This is a genomic window from Dolosigranulum pigrum ATCC 51524 (assembly GCF_000245815.1).
Lineage (GTDB): Bacteria > Bacillota > Bacilli > Lactobacillales > Carnobacteriaceae_A > Dolosigranulum > Dolosigranulum pigrum.
Genome location: NZ_JH601103.1, coordinates 96443 through 116736 on the forward strand (window position 1 = coordinate 96443; position 20294 = coordinate 116736).

Consider the following 20294-nt stretch of genomic DNA (forward strand, 5'->3'; position numbering starts at 1 on the left):
CAGCTTGAATCAGAATCTGTCTCCAGCCCATATTAACGCTAAATTTGTGGTATACTAGCTTAAAACAGACAAATGAAAGGAGTCCAATCTATGCGACTTGATCAATTGCGTTATATCGTTAAAGTCGTTGAATGTGGTTCGATCACCGAAGCCGCTGAACAATTATTCATGAGCCAACCTAGTCTATCCGCAGCTATTAAGCAATTAGAAGAGGAAATGGGGATTACGATCTTTAATCGGTCTAACCGCGGTGTCTCTCTGTCAGTCGATGGGACCGAGTTTCTAGCCTATGCCCGCCAAATTTTAGAACAGACGGACTTAATGATCGATCGCTATCATAGTGAGAAGCCCGCTAAAAAGTTGCTTGCTATCTCCACACAACATTATGCCTTCTCGGTTAATGCTTTCGTCCAGCTACTCAAGAACTTAGAATTGGAAGAATATGACTTCACATTACGCGAAACGCGAACCTATGACATCATTGCTGATGTGGCTGAATTTAGAAGTGATATCGGGATTTTATACTTAAGTGATCACAATGAGCGGGTCATTCGCAAATTATTAAAAGAACGCGACCTAACCTATCACGCCCTATTCGAAGCCTCGCCGCATGTCTTCGTTACCCGCACTCATCCACTTGCTCATCGCAAAAGTGTTGATCCACAAGACTTAGCCCCCTATCCCTTCTTAGCCTTCGAGCAAGGTGAGATGAATTCTGGTTACTTCGCCGAAGAAGTAGTCCAATTATCGAAATTATCGCAGACGATTCATGTCAGTGACCGAGCAACTATTTTTAATTTAATTATTGGATTGAATGGTTATACGATTAGTTCCGGTATTTTAAGTACTGATTTGAACGGGGAAGATATTATCTCGATTCCCTTGAATGTCGATGCTACGATGCGCTTAGGCTGGATTTCCAATGATAAAGCCAAACTGACTTCTGTCGCTCGCGTTTACATCCATCAATTACAAAAAATCATTGAATCTTATGGCTACACCACCCGCTAAAAATGCCAAATCTGCTAGGTGACAGACTTGGCATTTTTTATACATTAGACAATATTTTTGATTGCACGATAAATATTTTTGGCAATATAGGAATTATTCATCGTATACAGATGAATCCCGTTCACATCTTGCGCTAAGAGATCGATAATTTGATCCACTGCGTAAGCAATTCCCGCATCTAGCAAGGCTTTCGGATTATCTCCGAAGCGGTCAATAATTGATACAAATTTCTTCGGTAGATTCGCCCCAGTCAGTTGAATCATGCGTTCGATTTGTTTCTTACTCGTGACTGGCATAATGCCTGCTGATATCGGTTGATCGATCCCGACGATATCAGCACGTTCTCTAAAACGATAAAAATATTCATTATCTAAGAACAATTGCGTGACGAATGCATCCACCCCAGCATCTGCCTTCCGCTTCAAATGCTTCACATCTTCGACAATAGAAGCACTTTGCGTATGACCTTCTGGATAACACGCTGCCAATATATTAAAATCGCCCGACTCTTTAATAAATTCAATTAAATCACTCGCATAGTTAAAGTCTTGCGACCGGCTTGTACCTGGATGTTCATCACCACGCAACGCTAAAATATTGCTAATATTACGACGCTTAAGATCCGCCAATATATCTGATACTTCTGGCTTACTTAAATGAATACTGGGCAAGTGGACCACACTATCGATCTGATATCTTTGTTGGATATCATCTGTAATATCAACGGTCCCTTTCGAATTGCCGACACCCCCTGCTCCCATCGTGACACTAATAAAATCTGGCTTCAATGTGGAGAATAAATCAATCGTTTCATGCAGTTTTTCCATGTTATGCTTGCCCTTTGGTGGAAACATTTCAAAAGAAAAAACCTGTTTTTGTTGATATTTATCGATGATGGTCATGTTCGTTACACCTGCTTTCTAATAGCTTTCGCTGCTTGTACTAAGTTCTCCAATGCGGGTCTTGTTTCTTTAATGCTTCGTGTTTTTAATCCACAATCTGGGTTTACCCAAATATTTTCTTTTGGTAATTTATTGACAAATGTTTCTAGTGCTCGTTCGATTTCAGCTTGGCTCGGAACACGTGGTGAGTGAATATCATATACTCCTGGACCGACTTGTGTTTGGAACTCCACATCGACTAACGTATCAATTAAGCTGAGATCCGAACGTGAAGCCTCGAAGCTAATCACATCAGCATCCATTGCATCGATACTTTCGATAATATCTTCGAACTCACTGTAGCACATATGCGTATGAATCTGTGTCTGTGGTTGTACCCCCGAGTGAACCAAGCGGAAAGCTGGAATAGCGAAGTCAAGATATTCACTGTACCAGTCTGTCTGGCGGAGCGGCAACTTTTCACGAAGAGCAGCTTCATCAATTTGAATAATTTTAATACCATGGGCTTCCAGATCTAGGACTTCTTCACGAATAGCTAGCGCTAATTGGTAAATACCGTCTTTCACTGATAAGTCTTCACGTGGGAACGACCAGTTGAAGATGGTTACCGGACCTGTTAACATCCCTTTTACAATCTGATTGGTTAAGCTTTGGGCGTACGTAGAGTAGTCAACCGTAATAGCTTCTCTTCGCTTCACATCACCCCAAATAATTGGTGGCTTCACACAACGCGTTCCGTATGATTGAACCCATGCCTTCTCCGTAAATAAGAAACCATCCAAGTTCTCACCGAAGAATTCAACCATGTCATTCCGTTCGCACTCACCATGAACTAACACATCTAGACCAATCTCTTCTTGCAGACGAATAACACGTTCAATCTCTTGTTCGTTAAACTTACGGTATTCCGCTGCTGATTTTTCCCCTTTACGGAAGTCGCTACGGTTTTTGCGCACTTCAGCTGTTTGTGGGAATGAGCCAATTGTCGTAGTCGGCAATAGCGGTAAGTCGAACGCATCGCGCTGAATTCCTACACGTTCTTTCGCTTCAGGTCGACGAGTAAAGTCATCCTCTGTTAAGTCTGCAACCTGCTGACGAACCGTATCATCCGATTGCACGCGAGAACCATCGAATAAATCTACATTAGCTTCCAGTGCTTCTTGCGCGCCATGTTCCAAGATTGTATCTAGTTCATTTAATTCATCCAGTTTTTCCGTAGCAAAGGCTAAATGCGCTTTTTGCTCATCAGTTAGTGCTGTTTCATTCTCTAATGTATATGGCACTAATTGAAGGGAACAGCTCGTTGATAGCACAATTTGTTCCACTTTTTTGCGCAGTTGCTTAACGAGTTTCAATGTTTCTTGATAATTATTACGCCAAATATTTTTCCCATTCACAACCCCAGCGAAAAGTGTCTTATCAGCTGGGAAGCCATGCTCCTGGACTAAAGCCAGTGACTGCTTACCTTCGACAAAATCAAGTCCTAATCCATCGATATCTAACGCTAGCAACTCCGTATATACATCACGCACATCACCAAAGTACGTTTGAACGAGCACCCTGAGCGCTCCTTTTTCAGCTAACAAATCGGTGTATAATGTCTGAAGTAAGGTCTTGTCTTCTTCAGTTAAATCAAGCACTAGCGACGGCTCTTCTAACTGTACCCAGTCTGCTCCTAACTGATTAAAGCGAGCGAACCATTCTTTATACACCGCTGCCAATTCACTCGCCACCGCTGACGGCTGACGCTCATCTGTAAACTTCGCTAGCTTCAACAACGTAAATGGCCCAATAACAGTGGGTTTAGTCTCAATACCTAACGCCTTCGCTTCTTCATATTCATTAAAGGGCTTCTCGCCGACTAATTTAATCTCTGTGCTTGGCTCAATTTCAGGGACTAAGTAGTGATAGTTGGTATTGTACCATTTTTTCAGTGCTAGCGCTTTTACATCTCCAGCATCGCCTTGATATCCGCGTGCTTGTGCAAAATACGTATCTAGTTCGCTCAAGCCTAATTCACGGTATCTTTCTGGCACAATATTGAATAATACAGCCGCATCCAATACTTGATCGTAGAAACTAAAGTCATTCGACGGAATAAAATCAATCCCGCGTGCTTGTTGTAAGGTTAAGTGCTCCTTGCGCAAATCAGCTGCGACTTGACGTAAATCTGACTCATTAATAGTTTGTTTGAAGTATTTTTGTGTAGCAAATTTTAATTCTCGCAATTTTCCAATACGAGGAAATCCGATTGTTGAAGTTGTCATCTGTCATCCGCTCCCTTGTTTTGATTGATTAAAAATAGTCTATCATAGAATCTTCACCCCGTATAATACGCTCTAAACGCATTTCTCCATAGGCTAAAACTATGGCAATAATTCATCCTATGCTACATATGAAAAAACTGCTTAAATTATCCATCCAAGCAGTTGACTTACAATCGTTTCTTCAAATATTAATACCTTGCATCTTATTTTTTATTTCCATTACATAACGCTTTGAGCACTCCACATACAGACCATTCGTAAATACAATCATTCGTTTATCAACACGAAACATATCTACATAATCAAAATTAACCAAGGTAGATTGTGATACTTTAGTTAATTCTAAATATTTCTCTTCATAGTCACTAATTTTACCATAGAATTCATGTTTTCCCCGTTTTGTGTATAGTGTTAAACGATGAGGTTTGTCTGATGTAGTCATGTACACAACATCATCTATAGGTAGCTTGTAACAAATATTCCCTACTTTAAATCTAACCACAGTAATTGCCTTTCTCTTTTGTTGCTGTATAAATCGATTATAGACTAATTCTAAATTTGTCATTAACTGTTTTTTCAAATAATCATTACTATGTTTTGCAATAAAATCAAATGTTTCTATTTTTCGTTTTAATGTCAGTGGTGCCATCTCTTCATGAGTAGTAATAAATGTAAATTTACCCGTTACATCAATTGTTCTAATTTTATCTGCTAAATCTATACCATTCATTTCTTGTCCCAAATCAATATCCAAGTAATATGTCCCTCCTTGAATATTATATTCGTTGATGTACTCTAACAATTTTGCTGAATTTGATGTTGCTAAAGCAATTTCAAATCGCCCTTGATAAATTGCACAGTACTGTTTAATTATTTGAGTTATTTGTTCCAGTTGTCTTGAATCATCTTCGCAAATAAGTATTGGAAACATATATTCCTCTCCCTTTTTTTGAGGTATGCCAAAGTCCATTGCATTTAATATTTGATATTTGCTTTCATATCCAAGGTTTTCTCTTTGAGCTTCATCGCTATTTCCTCTGTCGCTTCCATCTGTGAAAACTCGTCCATCTCTACTTCTTGACCTATCAACTCGTCTATATAAATCATTTTGACCTCCTCTATCTTCATTTATATTTTCTATATCTCTATTATAGTCGGCAGCGGCCCTTTCTGTCAGCATCCTAGCACGATCCATTTCCTTAGATTTTTCTTTTATTTTATCTATAATATCTTCACTAACCCTTGATATTACAAGACCTATCTGTTCTAAAGAAATTGTATTAATTCTAGAAAAATTATTTATTAAATTTTCCATATCCATAGGATAGGATGTATTAAACCTATTAACTATCGCATAGGATATTGAGTCTCTCATAAACTTTTCAAAACTCAGTCTATCCTCTATATCTATTCTCAAATCAGCAAGAGCCAAGTGAATATATTCATCTCCATAAATTCAGCTCAAAGAAAATATATTTTCATTGAGTGAATCACTAGCTTCAAATGAAGAATCTCTTATTATTTCTTTTAAATCCTCGTTATGATTTTCGTGGTCAAACTGCCATAAACTAACCTCATTAATATTCCTATCCATTGATGTAGTCTGACTAATATCAAAAATATATGAAACTCTTTGATTTATATCACTTCCAACTAAAATTGGAATACTCTTTTGACCTCTCATAACAACTCTGCCAAAATATTTTTTCCACATATCAAAAGTCGCATAATCTCTATCTTCAGGTTCTTTGTTGTATATACTTAATTGGCTATAAAAATCATATTTCTGATTATTACCTATAACTTTTAAGAGTTTTAAATATTCTTTTTCGTCTTGTAACACTTCATACTTTATTGCTTCTTGTATATTCTTAAAATCATTTACTACCTCCTTTTTAGAGCAAAAAAAGACAATAGATTTTAAATTTCTACCGTCCTTAAATACCCAAGTATTTTTTTATTTATGGTTTTCTTTTAAGAAAGCATCAATAGTTTTTCTTGATTCACTTTCTGCTTTATCATTGTTTTCAGCTGTCCCACCTGTTGCAATTCTAATTTTTCCTAAATTTAAAACACCATTGCCAGCAAATATATGCCCTGCTCCTTTATATGAATAAATCTTTGCCTTAGGGTTTTGTTCTTTTATTTTATTTGCCATAGCAAGGCTATCCCACATCAAATCATCCTCGCCTACAATCATCAATATATTTGCCTTAACATCTTTGACTGGTATTAGTTTATCTTGGCTTGATGAGTCTTTTTCTATTGCACTATTATAAGTTTCTTTATAGCTAATAGGACTTTTAATAATATTCGGAACAATAATATTTTTAAAAAATGAATTAAATGATGATTTTTTTATATCTATATATGGAAGTTCCTTGCCTTTATATGTCCATGATGAACCATAATCTTCAAAATCTAAACCGGCGAAATTATAAGATGAAGGTGCTATTAAAATCAGATTATCTATTTCAGAATATTTGCTAGCCAAATTAAGGGCATATTCTGCACCTTTTGACGCTCCCAAAACACTTATTGGCTTATTGTCTTTTATATTTTTATTTAAATAATTGATGACATTTTCAAATTGTTCTAAAGGAATTTTTCTCAGAGTTTGTTCTTGGTTTTTCATTCCAAACATAAATAGTGCAAAGGTTTCATATCCCTCTTCAGCCAATCTTTTAGCAGTCTCAAAATTTGGACTTCCCTCAGAACCTCCAAAACAAATTACAAGACCCTTATGTGATTTTTCCTTAGGCACAAATCTAAACCCTTGCATCCTACCCTCATCTACATAAGTTACATCAACTCCATCAATATCTGTAGGATATAAACTTATATTAGTAACATCCTTATAATATTCAGGAATTTTCAAAGCATTGATATCTTTATACTTATGGTCATTATATATTCTAAGAATAAAAACTAAAACTACTAAAATAATAACAATTGAAAAGATTATAAAAAATATTTTATTCCCCTACTTTAAAATAGAATACAGATTCTACTAGTATTTAAAAAATCTGCTTGTAGTTATTATATCATCTTTAGAATATTATTTACACTAATCTACATTAACACTTTAATAATCGCCATTAAAATATTAACCACAATAGAATTGCCGGCCTGCTTATACAGTTTGCTTGAATTACAATTCTTTCTTCTTGGATATACTCCCTCTAGTTTATCTATATCACTATCATCAAAACCCATGAGTCTTAAACATTCTCTTTCTGTTAAATACCTATACTGACCATTTCCAATATCTATTATTCCAGAATTAGGTACTCTCATTTGTTTTGTAGAAATAGTATACGAAAAATCTTTAATCACTTTGAGCCGCCCTCTAAAACTGTTATCTATACCTTTATTTAAAAATTTCAGCATATAAGGTTGGGTCATTGTATAAAGTTCACTTACATCCTTTTCTAAAAATTCACTTAGTGGTCTTGTTTCTTTCCTCTCCAATTTATTAAAAGAAAAGTTATTTGCTCCAAGACATGAAACAACAAATATCCTCTCCCTAAGTTATTATAACAACAACAGTGAAAAAATAATCTGTTGGATGATACTGCACAAATAAATTATGATACGAATTACTCATCTGATCCACAATAGTCAATCCTAAACCATCATGACCACTTTTAGTCGTATATTCTGGTTGATACAACATTTCCACATGACTTAATTGGTCAACTTCATACGTATTTTCTATTGTTATTTCTAGTGTTTCGTCCACTTGATTGACCACTATATTAACTTGCTTTTTTTCAATTTCTAATGTAGCTTCTATCGCATTATCTAATAAAATACCAATTAATCGAACCGCATCAAAATCATTCATATTAAATTTACTCATTTGTTGTTTACATTCAAAATGAAACAAAATATCTTCTTTAATCATTTTAAAGATTTTTTCCAATAATAAATATTTAAATTGATCATGTTTAATATTGTCTATATCACTATATGAAGATACTGTTGACATCATTTCATCGGTTGAATAATCATTAAGTTCTTTTAAATATAGCTGTGCTTGGGTATATTTTTGTTCCTTCAATAAACTATCTATTAATAGAAGTAAGTTTTTGTAATCATGCTTAAATTTCCTCAATTTTAGATGACTATTTTCAAGATCTTGTGTATATTTCTCTAACATTTCTATTTTCTTTTTATTAACTTGTCGATTATATATTTTATTTAAGAAAAAATATAGAACGCCGGCAAGTCCAAGCTGAGAGAATAAAAATAATGACAATAATGGATAATTATACAGTTGATCAGTTGCATTAATAACTAAATTGTTAAATGTTAAAAATAATGTGAAAGATATGAATATCCCCATAATTGCTGGTCCAAGCCCTGTATCTTCAGTAATTTGTTTATAATATGGTTTAATATAATATATACACACAATAAAAATCAAACTAATGACTAATAGCTCGAGAAATCCTTCGTTGAATGTGATGTACTCATTTTTGAAGATATGCCTAAAACTAATATTAATTATCATATCAACGGTTTCTCTAATAATATCACTGAAAATAATAATATTAATTAACTTGTAATCAAATTGTCTCTTATTATTAACTAAACATTTATACGTTATAATAAAAAATATAAATTTACTCAACTGAGATATAAAAAACAGATCAGCAACTACCGCTTCTAGCACAAAACTAGTGATAATAATTATTATTATCTTTTTATATTTATGTTGTATATTTATATTTTTCGAATCGCTTATATACAATATAGCTTGTAAATTTAAATAATAATAAACAATATTTCTTAATATGTATATGTTAGTATCCATCACCACATTCTCCTTATTATTCATATCATATCAAAAAATGCACACCTACAACAGAAATATTTCTTATTCGGTATTATTCTTGTCTTAAGTGAACATATACTATTTCATGACAACATTCACTCAAACCACATAAGAACTAATAGCTACCGAATAAGAATGATTACTTTTATCAGAGTAACTTATTTCTTATACTGAAATCAGAAGTTATTATTAATTGGTAATTTTTAGGGGGGAAAATTATTATTTAAATAGAACGGTTGCTAATTTTTGATATATTATGTAAACTAATGTTAAGGAGGTAGTTTTATGAGTAATTTCACAGATAAACGATTTTCGTTTGCTACATTTATGATCATCTACTTATTTCAAGTAGCTGGAATCGGCTTTTTTTACTGGCTATCGCGTGGATCATTCGATCAGTATCCTATTGTTATCAACACCTTAGTGCCGCTTATTATCTATCCAATCGTTTACTATTTTATCAATAAGCGATCTTTTTCCTCCGTTGATTTTACTCGATTTGTCTTAATCGTACTTGTGGGGACACCTCTGTGCATCATTATTGGTGCTTCCCTCGTCATATTCACTCAATAGTCACTTTATTCAGCATAGTTAAAGGCTCACCCCATTAGTGGAGTGAGCCTTTTTTGATACGATATGTCCTTCGTTTGAACTTATCGCTCTTATTTATTTACTAGCCATCGCTTCGATTAATCTTTTGTCTTCAGGGCTTCTAGCATATCAATGTGCTTGAGCTTGAAGTGCATGACGGTCATGACAATCATCGAGAAGCCTAGCATGAGTAATGTCGCATAGAGATAACTACTTCCATGAATTTCGCGAACAAACATTAAGAAATCCAGTTCTGCTGTATCTAAGATAAAACGGTTCAAGATGATACCCGTCCCCATACCGACAATAATTCCCATAATGGTAAGGATCAATGTTTCGCGGTATACATAGGTCGTCACTTCTTTATCGAAGAAGCCTAGCACCTTAATCGTCGACAATTCTCGGACACGTTCACTGACATTAATATTCGTCAAGTTATACAAGACAATAAAGGCCAGTGCGCCCGCCGAAACAATCAAGACCATTGTGACTACTTCTAAACTCCCCAGAGATGTCTCAATTAGATCAAAAATATCTGATTGTAAGATAATAGCCAAAGCAGCTGGTTCTTCAGCTATTTGCTGGCGGAAGGATTCTTCATCAGCTTCCGGTCCACTGGCATCTGAATCATACTGAACGAACCGTGCATCGAAGTCCGGTGTTTCCCCGAATGTTTGCTCGTATAATGTAGGGGACATATATACATAATGATCGACATAGTGTTCTACGATACCGCCAATGATGACTGTCTGCGGTTCATCTTGATTATCCAATACGGTCAACTCATCCCCTACTTCAACAGCCGTTAGTTCTGATAATTTTTCAGAAATAATTACCTGTTCATCGTCTAATTGATAAATGGTCTCGCGATCATCTGCATCATAGAGGTGAATAAATTGATCAAATTCCTCGACATTTTCCGGCACCAAAACTATCCCATCATACTGCTTCGTTGCTTCAATCGTTATGTTTTTCTGTTTCACACGAGCAACATCTCGAACGAGTGATTGCTCCAGTAAGGTCTCTTCAAGGGATTCAATATGCTCCGCTGATTCGTCGGTGTCAACTTGGACAAGCGCATCATAGTTATACACTTGATTAAATTGACGATCGCCAATATCACTGATTGAATCTGCTAAGCCAAATCCAGCTAAAAGCAAGGCAACTCCGCCGCCAACACCAATAATTGTCATAATCATCCGGCCTTTATAACGGAATAAGTTACGCGCAGAGACTTTTTGGGTGAACGACAGTCGGTTCCATAACGCTGGAATACGCTCTAAGATATTGCGCTGTCCGACTTTAGGCGCTTTTTGTCGCAGTAAGGTAGCCGCATTTTGTCGGAGCAATGACCGCAGTGATAAGTGGGTGGCTAAGCCCGTTGCTAATAGCGCTCCGATAACAGATATGAGTGAAATCCATCCATAAAATCGGGTCTGCGCTGGAATCATCCGGTACATCGCCGTATAAGCTTCCATTACAATTGTCGGGAATAGCCAAAAACCGAGCCACAATCCACCGATACTTCCGGCAATTGTTGCCACAAAAGCATACATATAGTATTTTACCCCAATTAATGTATTGGAATAACCGAGTGACTTCATTGTCCCAATTTGGGTACGACCTTCACTCACCATACGAGACATGGTTGTTAAAGAAATCAACAAGGCTAAAAGAACAAAAAAGACTGGAAAAATAGTTGCGATGGACTGCATCCGTTCAGCATTCTCACCATATTCAGAAAGTCCAGGGAAGCTTAAGGCATCATTAAACGTATAATCAACCTCTAAATCTGCTAAGTCTTCTTCCCCTTGTACAATATCAGCTTCAGCCTCTTCAATTTCACTAAGGGCTGACTCTTCTTCTGTTTCATATTCGGCTCGTCCTGCTGCATAATCAGCTTCACCGGCTTCCAGCTGAGTTCGAGCATCCATTAATTCTGCCTCAGCTTCAGCCAGTTGTTGACGCGCTGCTTCTTCATGCTGAGTTAACTCAGCTTCACCGGCTGCTAATTTCGCTCGACCAGCTTGAAGTTGCTCCCAGCCAGCTGAAACTTGATCTTGACGTCGCGATAATTCAGCTTGTCCCGCTGCTAGTTGTTGGCGTCCACTTGCTAATTGTCGCTCGCCAGCAGTGAGTTCTGCTTGTTTTTCAGCTAGCTCTTGTCGGCCGGCTCGTACTTCCCGCTCGCCCGCCTCTAATTCACGACGCGCCTCTGCCAATTCTGCTTTCATCTGTTGACGCCCAGCGGTTAATTCCTGTTCTGCTTTAACTAATTGCTGGCGACCCGTTTCAAGCTTTGTTTCACGCTGATCAAGTTCCGTTTCTTTCTCAGCTAGCCACGCGAGGACACGCTCACGCCATGCTACTTGATCTAAAGCATGTGGCAATTGGCCGTGCTTCTCTTCTATTTGGCTGCGAACAGCTGCTAGTACTTTTTTCACTTCAGTGATGCGACGTTCGAGTACTGCTTTTTCTTGATTAAACTCCGCCATAGCCTTAGTTGACTGTTCAGCATTCGCAGCTGGTGAAGTTGGATTAGTCGAGTCAGCTTCAGCTGTAGATTCTGAAGTCTGACTATCCATATTGGCGTCATTTTCTAATGACGGAGCTGGTTCAATTAATTCATCAACCGGCTCCGCAGATGGTGCCTCGGCAATTAATTGAGCTAACGCAGCTTCCAATTCACGCAATTCGTGTTCCAGTTGTTCAGCATCAATATTTAATGCGTCTAACTCTGCTTGCAGTTGATCCTTATCCAGCCAACTTCCCACTAATTGATCCAAATCAGGTAACGCACTCAAGTCCGGCACTTCCCCCCGCTTGACAGCCGGGCGAATCACCTGGATAGCCTCGCGCGTAGCTGCCAGTGCTTCCGCACCGGCATCCAGTTCCGCTCGTTTTTGGACCAGTTCGCGTTCGCCAGCTGCCAATTTCCCTTCAGCCGCTGCCTTCTCTTGTTGGAACTCCTGACGACCTCGCGCTAACTTATCTTCAGCGTCCACCAACTCCGCTTGCCCGGCCCGGAATGCTTCCTGGCCGGCTTCTAATTCCTGCTCGGCTTTCGCTAGCCGAGCGCTCTCACGGTTCAATCGTGCCCTTGCTTCCTGCAGTTGTAGTTCACCTTGGCGCAACCGCGCTTCTTCTCGGCTTAATCGTTCGCGCCCCGCTGCCAATTCATTGCGCGCCGTCTGCAAGCGCATCTCAGCATCACGCTCTTTGCGCTCCAATTCTTGACGACCCGCTTCATAGTCCGCCCAACCTTGATCTAATTCTTCGCGAGCATCCAACAATTCTTGTTCTGCTTCATTCAATTCTTGCTTAGCCACTTCAATCTCATCGCGGGCCTTGGCAATATCGTCTTCTGCCTCTGCTCTAATCTCGGCCAAGCGTTCTTCTTCTCGCCCATCAAAAGCTTCTTCAACCATTTCTGTTCGTTGGGCCAATTGTTGTTCATAGTCATCAGAATAAAAGGCGAACTTTTGAATATCTTGGAACTGAGCATTCAGCATACTATATTGATCCAAGTTAAAAACCTCATCCTGGACCACCCCAAATCCATTCAACACCCCGGTTCCAATAGTGGTATAGCCACGGTTATCCATTTCGATATAGAGGGGCGAATCGACAAATCCAACCAATTCGAACGTGTCTTGATCAATATGATCGGCATAATTTTCGGTTGTTTCTGTTACCAATTGCACGATGTCACCCAACTCATAATCAGAAGCTAAGTCCCTATCCAGCGCAATCTCATTGACAGATTCTGGTAATCGTCCAGTCTGCACATTGTATTGATTCATCACTGTATCATCGTTTATTCCGAAAAGCCGGACTGCTTGATTATCCCCGATTAAGATATCCAACATATAGCCCGGTTCAACCACCGCATGCTCCACGGCTTCCAGTCGTTCAATATCTTCATCGACCAGTCCGCCCGTCGACAACACTTGCATATCAGCTAAGTTATGCTCCTTATAATACGCATCGGATGTCTCCATCATAACCGGTCCCGTCGCTACTAAGCCAGCAAAAAACGCAACACCTAAAAAGATAATAGCAAAAATAGATAAAAATCGACTTAACGTGCCTCTCACTTCTCTAAAGGTATCTTTCCATAAGGCTGATAACTTCACTTACGCCACCTACCATTCAATCGAGTCAACACTAGCCGGTGACTCGTTGATCGTCATGTTCCGTACTTTGGCATCCGCAATTTCGATTACCCGATCAGCAATCGGCGCAATCGCTTGGTTATGCGTAATGACAACCACTGTCGCACCATATTGTTCTTTAGAAAACTGAAGCAATTCCAGTACCTTTTTACCTGTTTCGAAGTCTAGTGCGCCAGTCGGTTCATCACATAAGAGGAGCTTCGGCTTCTTCGCCAACGCTCGAGCAATCGCCACACGTTGTTGCTCCCCACCCGATAACTGAGCAGGGAAATTCTCTTTCCGATGACCTAACCCCACATCCTCCAGTACTTTTTCTGAGTCCAGTGCATCTGGCGAAATCTCAGCGGCAAAATCAACATTTTCCTTCGCTGTCAAATTGGGAATTAAATTATACGATTGAAAAATAAATCCCACATCATCGCGACGATACTGGGTCAGTTGTTTCGTATCGAACTCAGCAATATTTTTGCCATCAATAATAACCTCTCCTTCATCCGCTGAATCCATGCCTCCTAACATATTTAGCACGGTCGTCTTTCCTGCCCCAGATGGCCCCACAATTACTGCAAATTCGCCTTTTTCAATATTGAATGTCATCTGATCATTGGCCGTCACCTTGGACTCTCCTGAGGTGAAGAATTTCGACTCATTAATTACATCAATATAACTCATTATTCATCTCCTCTCACTCACTTACTCATTTATTATAACGTATCATTTTGAAAAAATAAGGTCATTATTATATAATGTGTTTATTAAACAACATTTTGTCTATTTTTGTTAAGAAAAGGAGTCAAAATCATGGACCGACGTCAGGAAAAAACACGGCAAGCCATTCAAGAGGCTTTAATTTCGAAAATCAATGCTCATGGACTGCATAATTTAACGGTGAGCTCGCTGACAAAAGCAGCCAATATTAATCGTGCCACCTTTTACTTGCATTATGATAATATCGATGACTTAATGGAATCGATTCAAGCTGATATTGTTCATGAACTAGCCCAAACCGTGGATCAATTCAATACAGCTGATTTAGCGCATAACTACGATGATATCACCCGGTTATTAACCGATATCACGCACCTCATTGCGACGCATGCTGATTTACTCAGTGCCTTACTCGGCCCAAACGGATCATCCAGTATGCGTATTACTTTCGAGCAAGTGATTGCCAATATTGTCTCTGAAAAAATGAATGAATTGCCTCATTGGACGCGCCCTGCTCATGTTATGGTACCCGATAATTATGTAGCCGTGATGATTTCGGCGATTTATACAAGTGTGATCTGGGAGTGGTTCGACCGCGGCATGCAAGAATCGCCTGAAGCAATTGCTCAGTTTATTAGCGAAGCTGGCATTCAACCGATTGCTAACTATGGCTTGAACCCACAAGATCATTAGACATAACAAGCAAGTACTCCGTTGTAGAAGCCACTAATTGGCATAAATAACGGCCTGAACACCTATATCAACAACTATTTCAGATATATTTATAATGTCTATTGCAGTTCCTATTAAATCTTTTTTGAAATACATTTTGGTTCGACCTTGGCTGATAGTACTCTCTCGTATAAAACAAAAAACTTTAATATAGTAATAGGCCCCCAAAAAAGTTAGGATCATTGCTCTAACTTTTTGGGGACCTTATATTTTTACGTTTAGTCTTTACGTGCGATCTCTGCCAAGCCTGATTCAACATCTGCTTCGGTTAAACCGAAAAGAGCCAGTCGTTTTTGAAGCTGCTTACCGTTCGTATAGCCGATGCGCAGCCGTCGTCCTAACTCTGCTCGTAACTCAGCGGAATTCGGGCGTGCAATTAATCCATGCTTCATTAAGAATGCTTTAGAGACCGGTTCTGACGTAGAGGTGTTTGTTTGTTCAGTATACACCGCTGATAAAGCCTGCCGGATACTCTCTCGGCTAGCGTGTTCGATTCCCAGACTGCCTTTATGGCTGGGGCGTGCTTCATCCTGTGTTAAAAATGCGTGTTTGACACCTGGTACTTCACGCGAGATGATTTTTCGAATTTTTTCACCAGGAAAATCAGGATCAGTAAAGACAATGACACCGCGCTTAGCTTGGGCATGTTTAATCTGATCAATGACATCCCTATCGATCGCTGACCCATTTGTTTCGATCGTATCAGCATCCACAGCTAGTTTTATCCGTTGCGTATCGTCGCGACCTTCCACGACAATTACTTCTTTCACCTGCATCATTGATCCGCCAACTTAAATAAACGATTGGCATTTTGAGTTGTTTGTGTGGCAATCTCTTCTAGTGATAATCCCTTCAAGCGTGCAATTTCCTCAGCAACATAGCGCACGTAAGCCGGTTCATTACGCTTGCCTCGATTCGGTTCTGGCGCTAAGTACGGGGCATCTGTCTCAATTAATAAGCGCTCGAGTGGCACTTCTTTCGCAATTTCTTTCACTTCCGGTGCATTCTTGAACGTCACTACACCACTTAAAGAAATATGAAAACCTAAGTCCAAAAACTTATGCAACCATTCCGTATTTACACCAAAACTATGCATAATCCCCCCAGCTTCCGGTAAACCAACTTCTTTCATTATCTGATAGACATCTTCGGTCGATTCGCGATTATGAATCGTCAATGGCTTGCTAACATCTTTTGCTAACTGGATTTGACGACGAAAAGCTTCGTGCTGAACAGGCTTCGGATCCGACATCCAATGATAATCCAAGCCCATCTCGCCAACTGCCACGACCTCTTGACGACCTAAAGCTTGACGCAAAAAGTCCTCCACTTCATCAGAGAAGCTACCCGCTTCAGTTGGATGCCAGCCAATTGTTGGATAAATCCCTTCATATTTTGCAGCCAGATCAAAAGCCCGCTCAATAGTTGGATAATCAAATCCAACCACCGACATGCGCGTCACCCCCGCCTCACGTGCTCGATCTATTGTCTGCTCAACATCTTCATTAAATTGCTTCACATTAATATGCGTATGGGTATCGAAAAACATAACATTCTCCTCAACTATCTGATTGCTCTTTTTATTATAACACGCTAACTATAGAAAAGCAGAAGAAAATCCACTATTCTTCTGCATGCCACTATCTAATTTAATTTTCGTAAGACAAAGACTTTCAAATATTGGCTTTCGATATATTGACGATTTGTGGGGAAGTCTTCTGGAAGGCCATATGTCTCAATCACTTCACCATCCACACCCGCTTGCTTGAAACCCGCCAAAATCAAATCATAAAACTCATCCGCCGATAACATCCATGCATTGGTCGAAGCAATCAGTGTCCCACCTGTCTCTAACACAGCCAAACTATCCGCAATCACTTGTGGATAATCTTCTTCAATCCGCCATGTTCCTGCTTTACTCCGCGCAAATGTTGGTGGATCAATCACAATTACCCCAAACTCAAGGGCGTGTTTTTTGGCATAATCAAGATACGAAGCCGTATCAATCACGCGAATTTCATGATCATCAGGATTCAATCCATTCACTTCAAACTGCTCAGCTGTTAGTTCCTTTGAACGATTGGCTAAGTCGATATTAACTGTCTGAGTCGCTCCGCCCATCGCTCCTGCTACGGAAAAGGCTCCCGTATAGCTAAACAAATTCAATAAACGCTTACCCACCGCATATTGATTCATCATCGCTGCCCGCACATGACGTTGATCGAGGAAAATCCCTGTCATCCAGCCATCATTTAAGTACGTGGCATAACGAATGCCATTTTCGCGGACAAGATGCGGCTCTGGGGCTTCTTCTCCATGAATCAGACGACTCTGAGTAGGTTTACCGGCCACATTTTTCTTCTCATAGATCCCTTTAGCCTCCTTGAATACATCAAACAGTGCTTGCTGAATAGCATCTAAGAAGCGATAAATCCCTTGATTGTACAGCGAGACGACATAATAGTCATTATAATAATCGATCGTTAAGCCACCCAGTCCATCGCCAGCACCGTTAAAAACGCGAAAAGCATTTGTCCCTTCATCTGCATACAACGAACCACGTTTTGCTTTAGCATCCATGAATAACTTTTGGAAGAAATATTGGTCAATCGTCTCTTCTTGATCCGTTAACATCCAGCCGACTGAGCGATTCTCTTTTCCTAAGTAGCCAAGACCTAAGAACTCTTCATTATGACCAATCAGACGGAGTAAATCACCATCTTTATCCTCCTTGCTGAGGCGCGAAGCGAAATCTAGCTCCTCAATAGCGGGGTATCCTGCCTTAATGCGATTAGTTGCTAATTCTCTTACTTGCTTTGTCTTCATCTAGTAATATCGTTCCCTTTCTGTTATTCGATCAAATCTTTTTTTCCTTGGCGGTTCAATCCTTGTGCTTGTTCTGGTGAGTCCGGAAATTCTAAGCGAAAGGTTGTGCCGATTCCTTCTTCACTGGTCACATCAATCCGCGCATCATGTAGTGTGATGAGTTGCTGAACAATGGATAAACCTAAGCCTGATTCACCATATTTAGTATTTCGTCTGGAAGCATCTGCTTTATAATATCGCTCCCAAATATTAGCTAACTGCTCTTCACTCATCCCGATACCCGTATCGGCAATTTCAATCACTGTCCCATACTCACTTTTCCAAGCCTTCACCGATACTTTTCCATTTTCGGTAAATTGAATGGCATTTTTAATTAAATTCACAAAAATTTGCTTCAAGCGGTCATAATCAGCATAAACCGTCAGCTCATTCGCCTCTGCGATCTCTAATTGATTATTCGATTCATTGGCTAATTTATCCATCTGATAGCGAATTTCACTAAAAATATTTTTAAGTGAAATGTGGGTTTTGTTCAACTTGATATGATTGGAGCGAATATTTTCATAATCCAAATTCTCGTTAACAAGTCTGATCAAGCGAGTCGTTTCTTTGCGCATCAGTTGAATACTGCGCAGACGGTTATTTTCTGCAATCACATTATGTTCTAATCCTTCTAACAACCCATTGATCGTTGTCAGTGGCGTCCGCATCTCATGGGCTGCATCCTGCATGAAAGTCTTCCGCCGCTCTTCTTGTCGGTTCAAGGCTTTTTCAGTCTCTTCCAGTGCCAATACCATCTTGTTAAAATCACGTGACAACGCATCTAATTCATCACGATCACCGTGCTCTACCCGCACATCATACTCACCTTCTGCCACCGTATGTGCCGCTTCTCGCAAATGATTGATTCGATTCACCTGATAACGTGCTAACAAGGCGCTAATAATAATCGCAATAATTGTTGCGATTAAGAAAGCATGGAAAAGTTGGGTCTCTAACTGCACAATTTCACTCGTCACCATACTAACTGGCGTAGCAGCTGCTACAAATCCACTGAACTCTTGCGTGCTCTGGGTGAAGAAAGGAACATATACTAACATCATTTCCTCCACCTTATTCTCAGCTGTCTTATACTCTACAACAGACGTAACTCGTTGCCCTTCTCTTAGCTGATCAATCTCTTCTGGCACAATCGTACTCTGACCTAACTCCGGCGAATGTGGATAAATGACATCACCATGTTCGTTCGCCACGAATAAATTAATATCAAATTTATTCAATAAAGCTTGTTCCCGCTCCACATTTTGATACAGGTAAATATTCTCCACAACCGTCTCTGCATATTTAAATAAATCATTCTGTGTGGCTTCTTGCGCTGCATTACGCGTAAAGTGAAAGAAAGAAAAAATTGAAATATACATTAACGTCACAATGACCGCAAAGAAGCCCAGCATTTGCTGGTAAAAATAAGGTAGCTTCATTGCTAATCCTTCGCTTCAGAGTCATCAAACTTATAGCCGACACCCCAAACCGTATGAATCACTTGTGGTCCATTCGGTGTTAATTTTTGGCGTAACTTCTTAATATGTGCATCCACGGTCCGCTCATCACCGAAGTATTCGTAATTCCAAACTAGTTGCAATAATTGCTCACGGGAGAAGACGCGTTTAGGATGACTCGCCAATGTGTGCAATAAGTCGAATTCTTTCGGCGTCAAATTCTCCAACAACTCACCGTATAAGAAGACTTCTCGCGTTTCGCTATCCATCTGCAAGTGCTTTGTTTCAATTTCATAATTAGACTGCTTAATCTCTACTTCCGTATCCGTCACTTCATAAGCCCGGCGATAAATCGATTTAATACGTGCAATTAGTGTTAATGGGCTGAACGGTTTTGTCACATAATCATCCGCTCCCAGCTCCAAGCCGATTACTTCATCGCTCTCTGTATCCTTCGCGGTCAACATAATAATCGGCACATTATCGCCTGACTGACGGATTTCGCGACAAATCGCCATCCCGTCCAAATCAGGTAACATCACATCCAGAATTAATAAATCAAATTGACTTGGAGACGCCATATACGTATCCAAACCTTCTTGCCCATTTGGAATGAACGTTGCATTCCAATCTTCTTTCATAAAAAACATCTCAAGCATTTCACTGACAGATTCATTATCTTCAATCATTAAAATATTCATTATTTCGCCACCTTTTCTAAATCTAAAAATCTCTACTCCCAT

Annotated in this window: 15 protein-coding genes and 2 pseudogenes; 3 read left to right on the top strand and 14 right to left on the bottom strand. The window is 39.2% G+C overall.

Annotated elements, in window-relative coordinates:
• Positions 1-90: 90 nt before the first annotated feature.
• Positions 91-1011 (top strand): LysR family transcriptional regulator, encoded by a 921-nt coding sequence (locus HMPREF9703_RS00400; protein WP_004634636.1) that lies wholly within the window; start codon positions 91-93, stop codon positions 1009-1011.
• A 44-nt stretch (positions 1012-1055) separates the two neighbouring features.
• Here the strand turns inward: HMPREF9703_RS00400 and metF are convergent, their stop codons facing one another.
• The 7 genes and pseudogenes from metF to HMPREF9703_RS09250 form a co-directional block, all read right to left on the bottom strand.
• Complete coding sequence (gene metF, locus HMPREF9703_RS00405; protein ID WP_004634637.1) at positions 1056-1913, bottom strand: methylenetetrahydrofolate reductase [NAD(P)H]; 858 nt, start codon at positions 1911-1913, stop codon at positions 1056-1058.
• 5 nt (positions 1914-1918) lie between these two features.
• Complete coding sequence (gene metE / locus HMPREF9703_RS00410; protein WP_004634639.1) at positions 1919-4180, bottom strand: 5-methyltetrahydropteroyltriglutamate--homocysteine S-methyltransferase; 2262 nt, start codon at positions 4178-4180, stop codon at positions 1919-1921.
• 181 nt (positions 4181-4361) lie between these two features.
• Positions 4362-5150, bottom strand: a complete 789-nt coding sequence (locus HMPREF9703_RS09165; RefSeq protein WP_306424275.1) for a LytR/AlgR family response regulator transcription factor — start codon at positions 5148-5150, stop codon at positions 4362-4364.
• Between the two features lie 18 nt (positions 5151-5168).
• Positions 5169-6095, bottom strand: a pseudogene (locus tag HMPREF9703_RS09110) (helicase-related protein); the annotation flags it as partial.
• 42 nt (positions 6096-6137) lie between these two features.
• Entirely contained in the window at positions 6138-7154 is a 1017-nt protein-coding gene (locus HMPREF9703_RS00425; RefSeq protein ID WP_040376741.1) for an acyl-CoA thioester hydrolase/BAAT C-terminal domain-containing protein, read from the bottom strand.
• Positions 7155-7252: 98 nt separating this feature from the next.
• Positions 7253-7708 (bottom strand): annotated as a pseudogene (locus HMPREF9703_RS00430) (DNA cytosine methyltransferase); the annotation flags it as partial.
• Complete coding sequence (locus tag HMPREF9703_RS09250) at positions 7707-9023, bottom strand: sensor histidine kinase (protein WP_081476603.1); 1317 nt, start codon at positions 9021-9023, stop codon at positions 7707-7709. The gene HMPREF9703_RS09250 and the pseudogene HMPREF9703_RS00430, both read right to left, overlap by 2 nt.
• Before the next feature lie 282 nt (positions 9024-9305).
• On the opposite strand from HMPREF9703_RS09250, the gene HMPREF9703_RS00440 reads away from it, so the two are divergent.
• On the top strand, positions 9306-9593 hold the full coding sequence (locus HMPREF9703_RS00440; RefSeq protein WP_004634650.1) for a hypothetical protein: 288 nt from the start codon (positions 9306-9308) through the stop codon (positions 9591-9593).
• Between the two features lie 116 nt (positions 9594-9709).
• Here the strand turns inward: HMPREF9703_RS00440 and HMPREF9703_RS08530 are convergent, their stop codons facing one another.
• Entirely contained in the window at positions 9710-13747 is a 4038-nt protein-coding gene (locus HMPREF9703_RS08530; RefSeq protein WP_004634652.1) for an FtsX-like permease family protein, read from the bottom strand.
• 9 nt (positions 13748-13756) lie between these two features.
• Complete coding sequence (locus tag HMPREF9703_RS00455) at positions 13757-14458, bottom strand: ABC transporter ATP-binding protein (RefSeq protein WP_004634654.1); 702 nt, start codon at positions 14456-14458, stop codon at positions 13757-13759.
• Positions 14459-14587: 129 nt separating this feature from the next.
• Here HMPREF9703_RS00455 and HMPREF9703_RS00460 point away from each other — a divergent pair, with 129 nt between their 5' ends.
• Positions 14588-15187 carry a TetR/AcrR family transcriptional regulator gene (locus HMPREF9703_RS00460; protein WP_004634655.1) on the top strand — a complete coding sequence of 200 codons (600 nt, stop codon included), beginning with the start codon at positions 14588-14590 and terminating at the stop codon, positions 15185-15187.
• A 257-nt stretch (positions 15188-15444) separates the two neighbouring features.
• Here HMPREF9703_RS00460 and rnmV read toward each other — a convergent pair whose 3' ends face one another.
• The 5 genes from rnmV to HMPREF9703_RS00485 all read right to left on the bottom strand — a co-directional run bounded on the left by rnmV (position 15445) and on the right by HMPREF9703_RS00485 (position 20252).
• The gene (rnmV, locus tag HMPREF9703_RS00465) at positions 15445-16002 is read right to left on the bottom strand and encodes a ribonuclease M5 (protein WP_004634657.1); all 558 of its coding nucleotides are present in this window, start codon (positions 16000-16002) and stop codon (positions 15445-15447) included.
• Positions 16002-16775 carry a TatD family hydrolase gene (locus HMPREF9703_RS00470; RefSeq protein ID WP_004634659.1) on the bottom strand — a complete coding sequence of 258 codons (774 nt, stop codon included), beginning with the start codon at positions 16773-16775 and terminating at the stop codon, positions 16002-16004. Before HMPREF9703_RS00470 ends, rnmV begins: the two co-directional genes overlap by 1 nt.
• Positions 16776-16870: 95 nt before the next feature.
• Positions 16871-18052: a class I SAM-dependent rRNA methyltransferase gene (locus tag HMPREF9703_RS00475; RefSeq protein WP_004634660.1), complete on the bottom strand. Its 1182-nt coding sequence runs from the start codon at positions 18050-18052 to the stop codon at positions 16871-16873.
• A gap of 23 nt (positions 18053-18075) precedes the next feature.
• On the bottom strand, positions 18076-19533 hold the full coding sequence (locus HMPREF9703_RS00480; RefSeq protein WP_004634662.1) for an ATP-binding protein: 1458 nt from the start codon (positions 19531-19533) through the stop codon (positions 18076-18078).
• A 2-nt stretch (positions 19534-19535) separates the two neighbouring features.
• The gene (locus tag HMPREF9703_RS00485; RefSeq protein WP_004634664.1) at positions 19536-20252 is read right to left on the bottom strand and encodes a response regulator transcription factor; all 717 of its coding nucleotides are present in this window, start codon (positions 20250-20252) and stop codon (positions 19536-19538) included.
• Between the last annotated feature and the right edge of the window lie 42 nt (positions 20253-20294).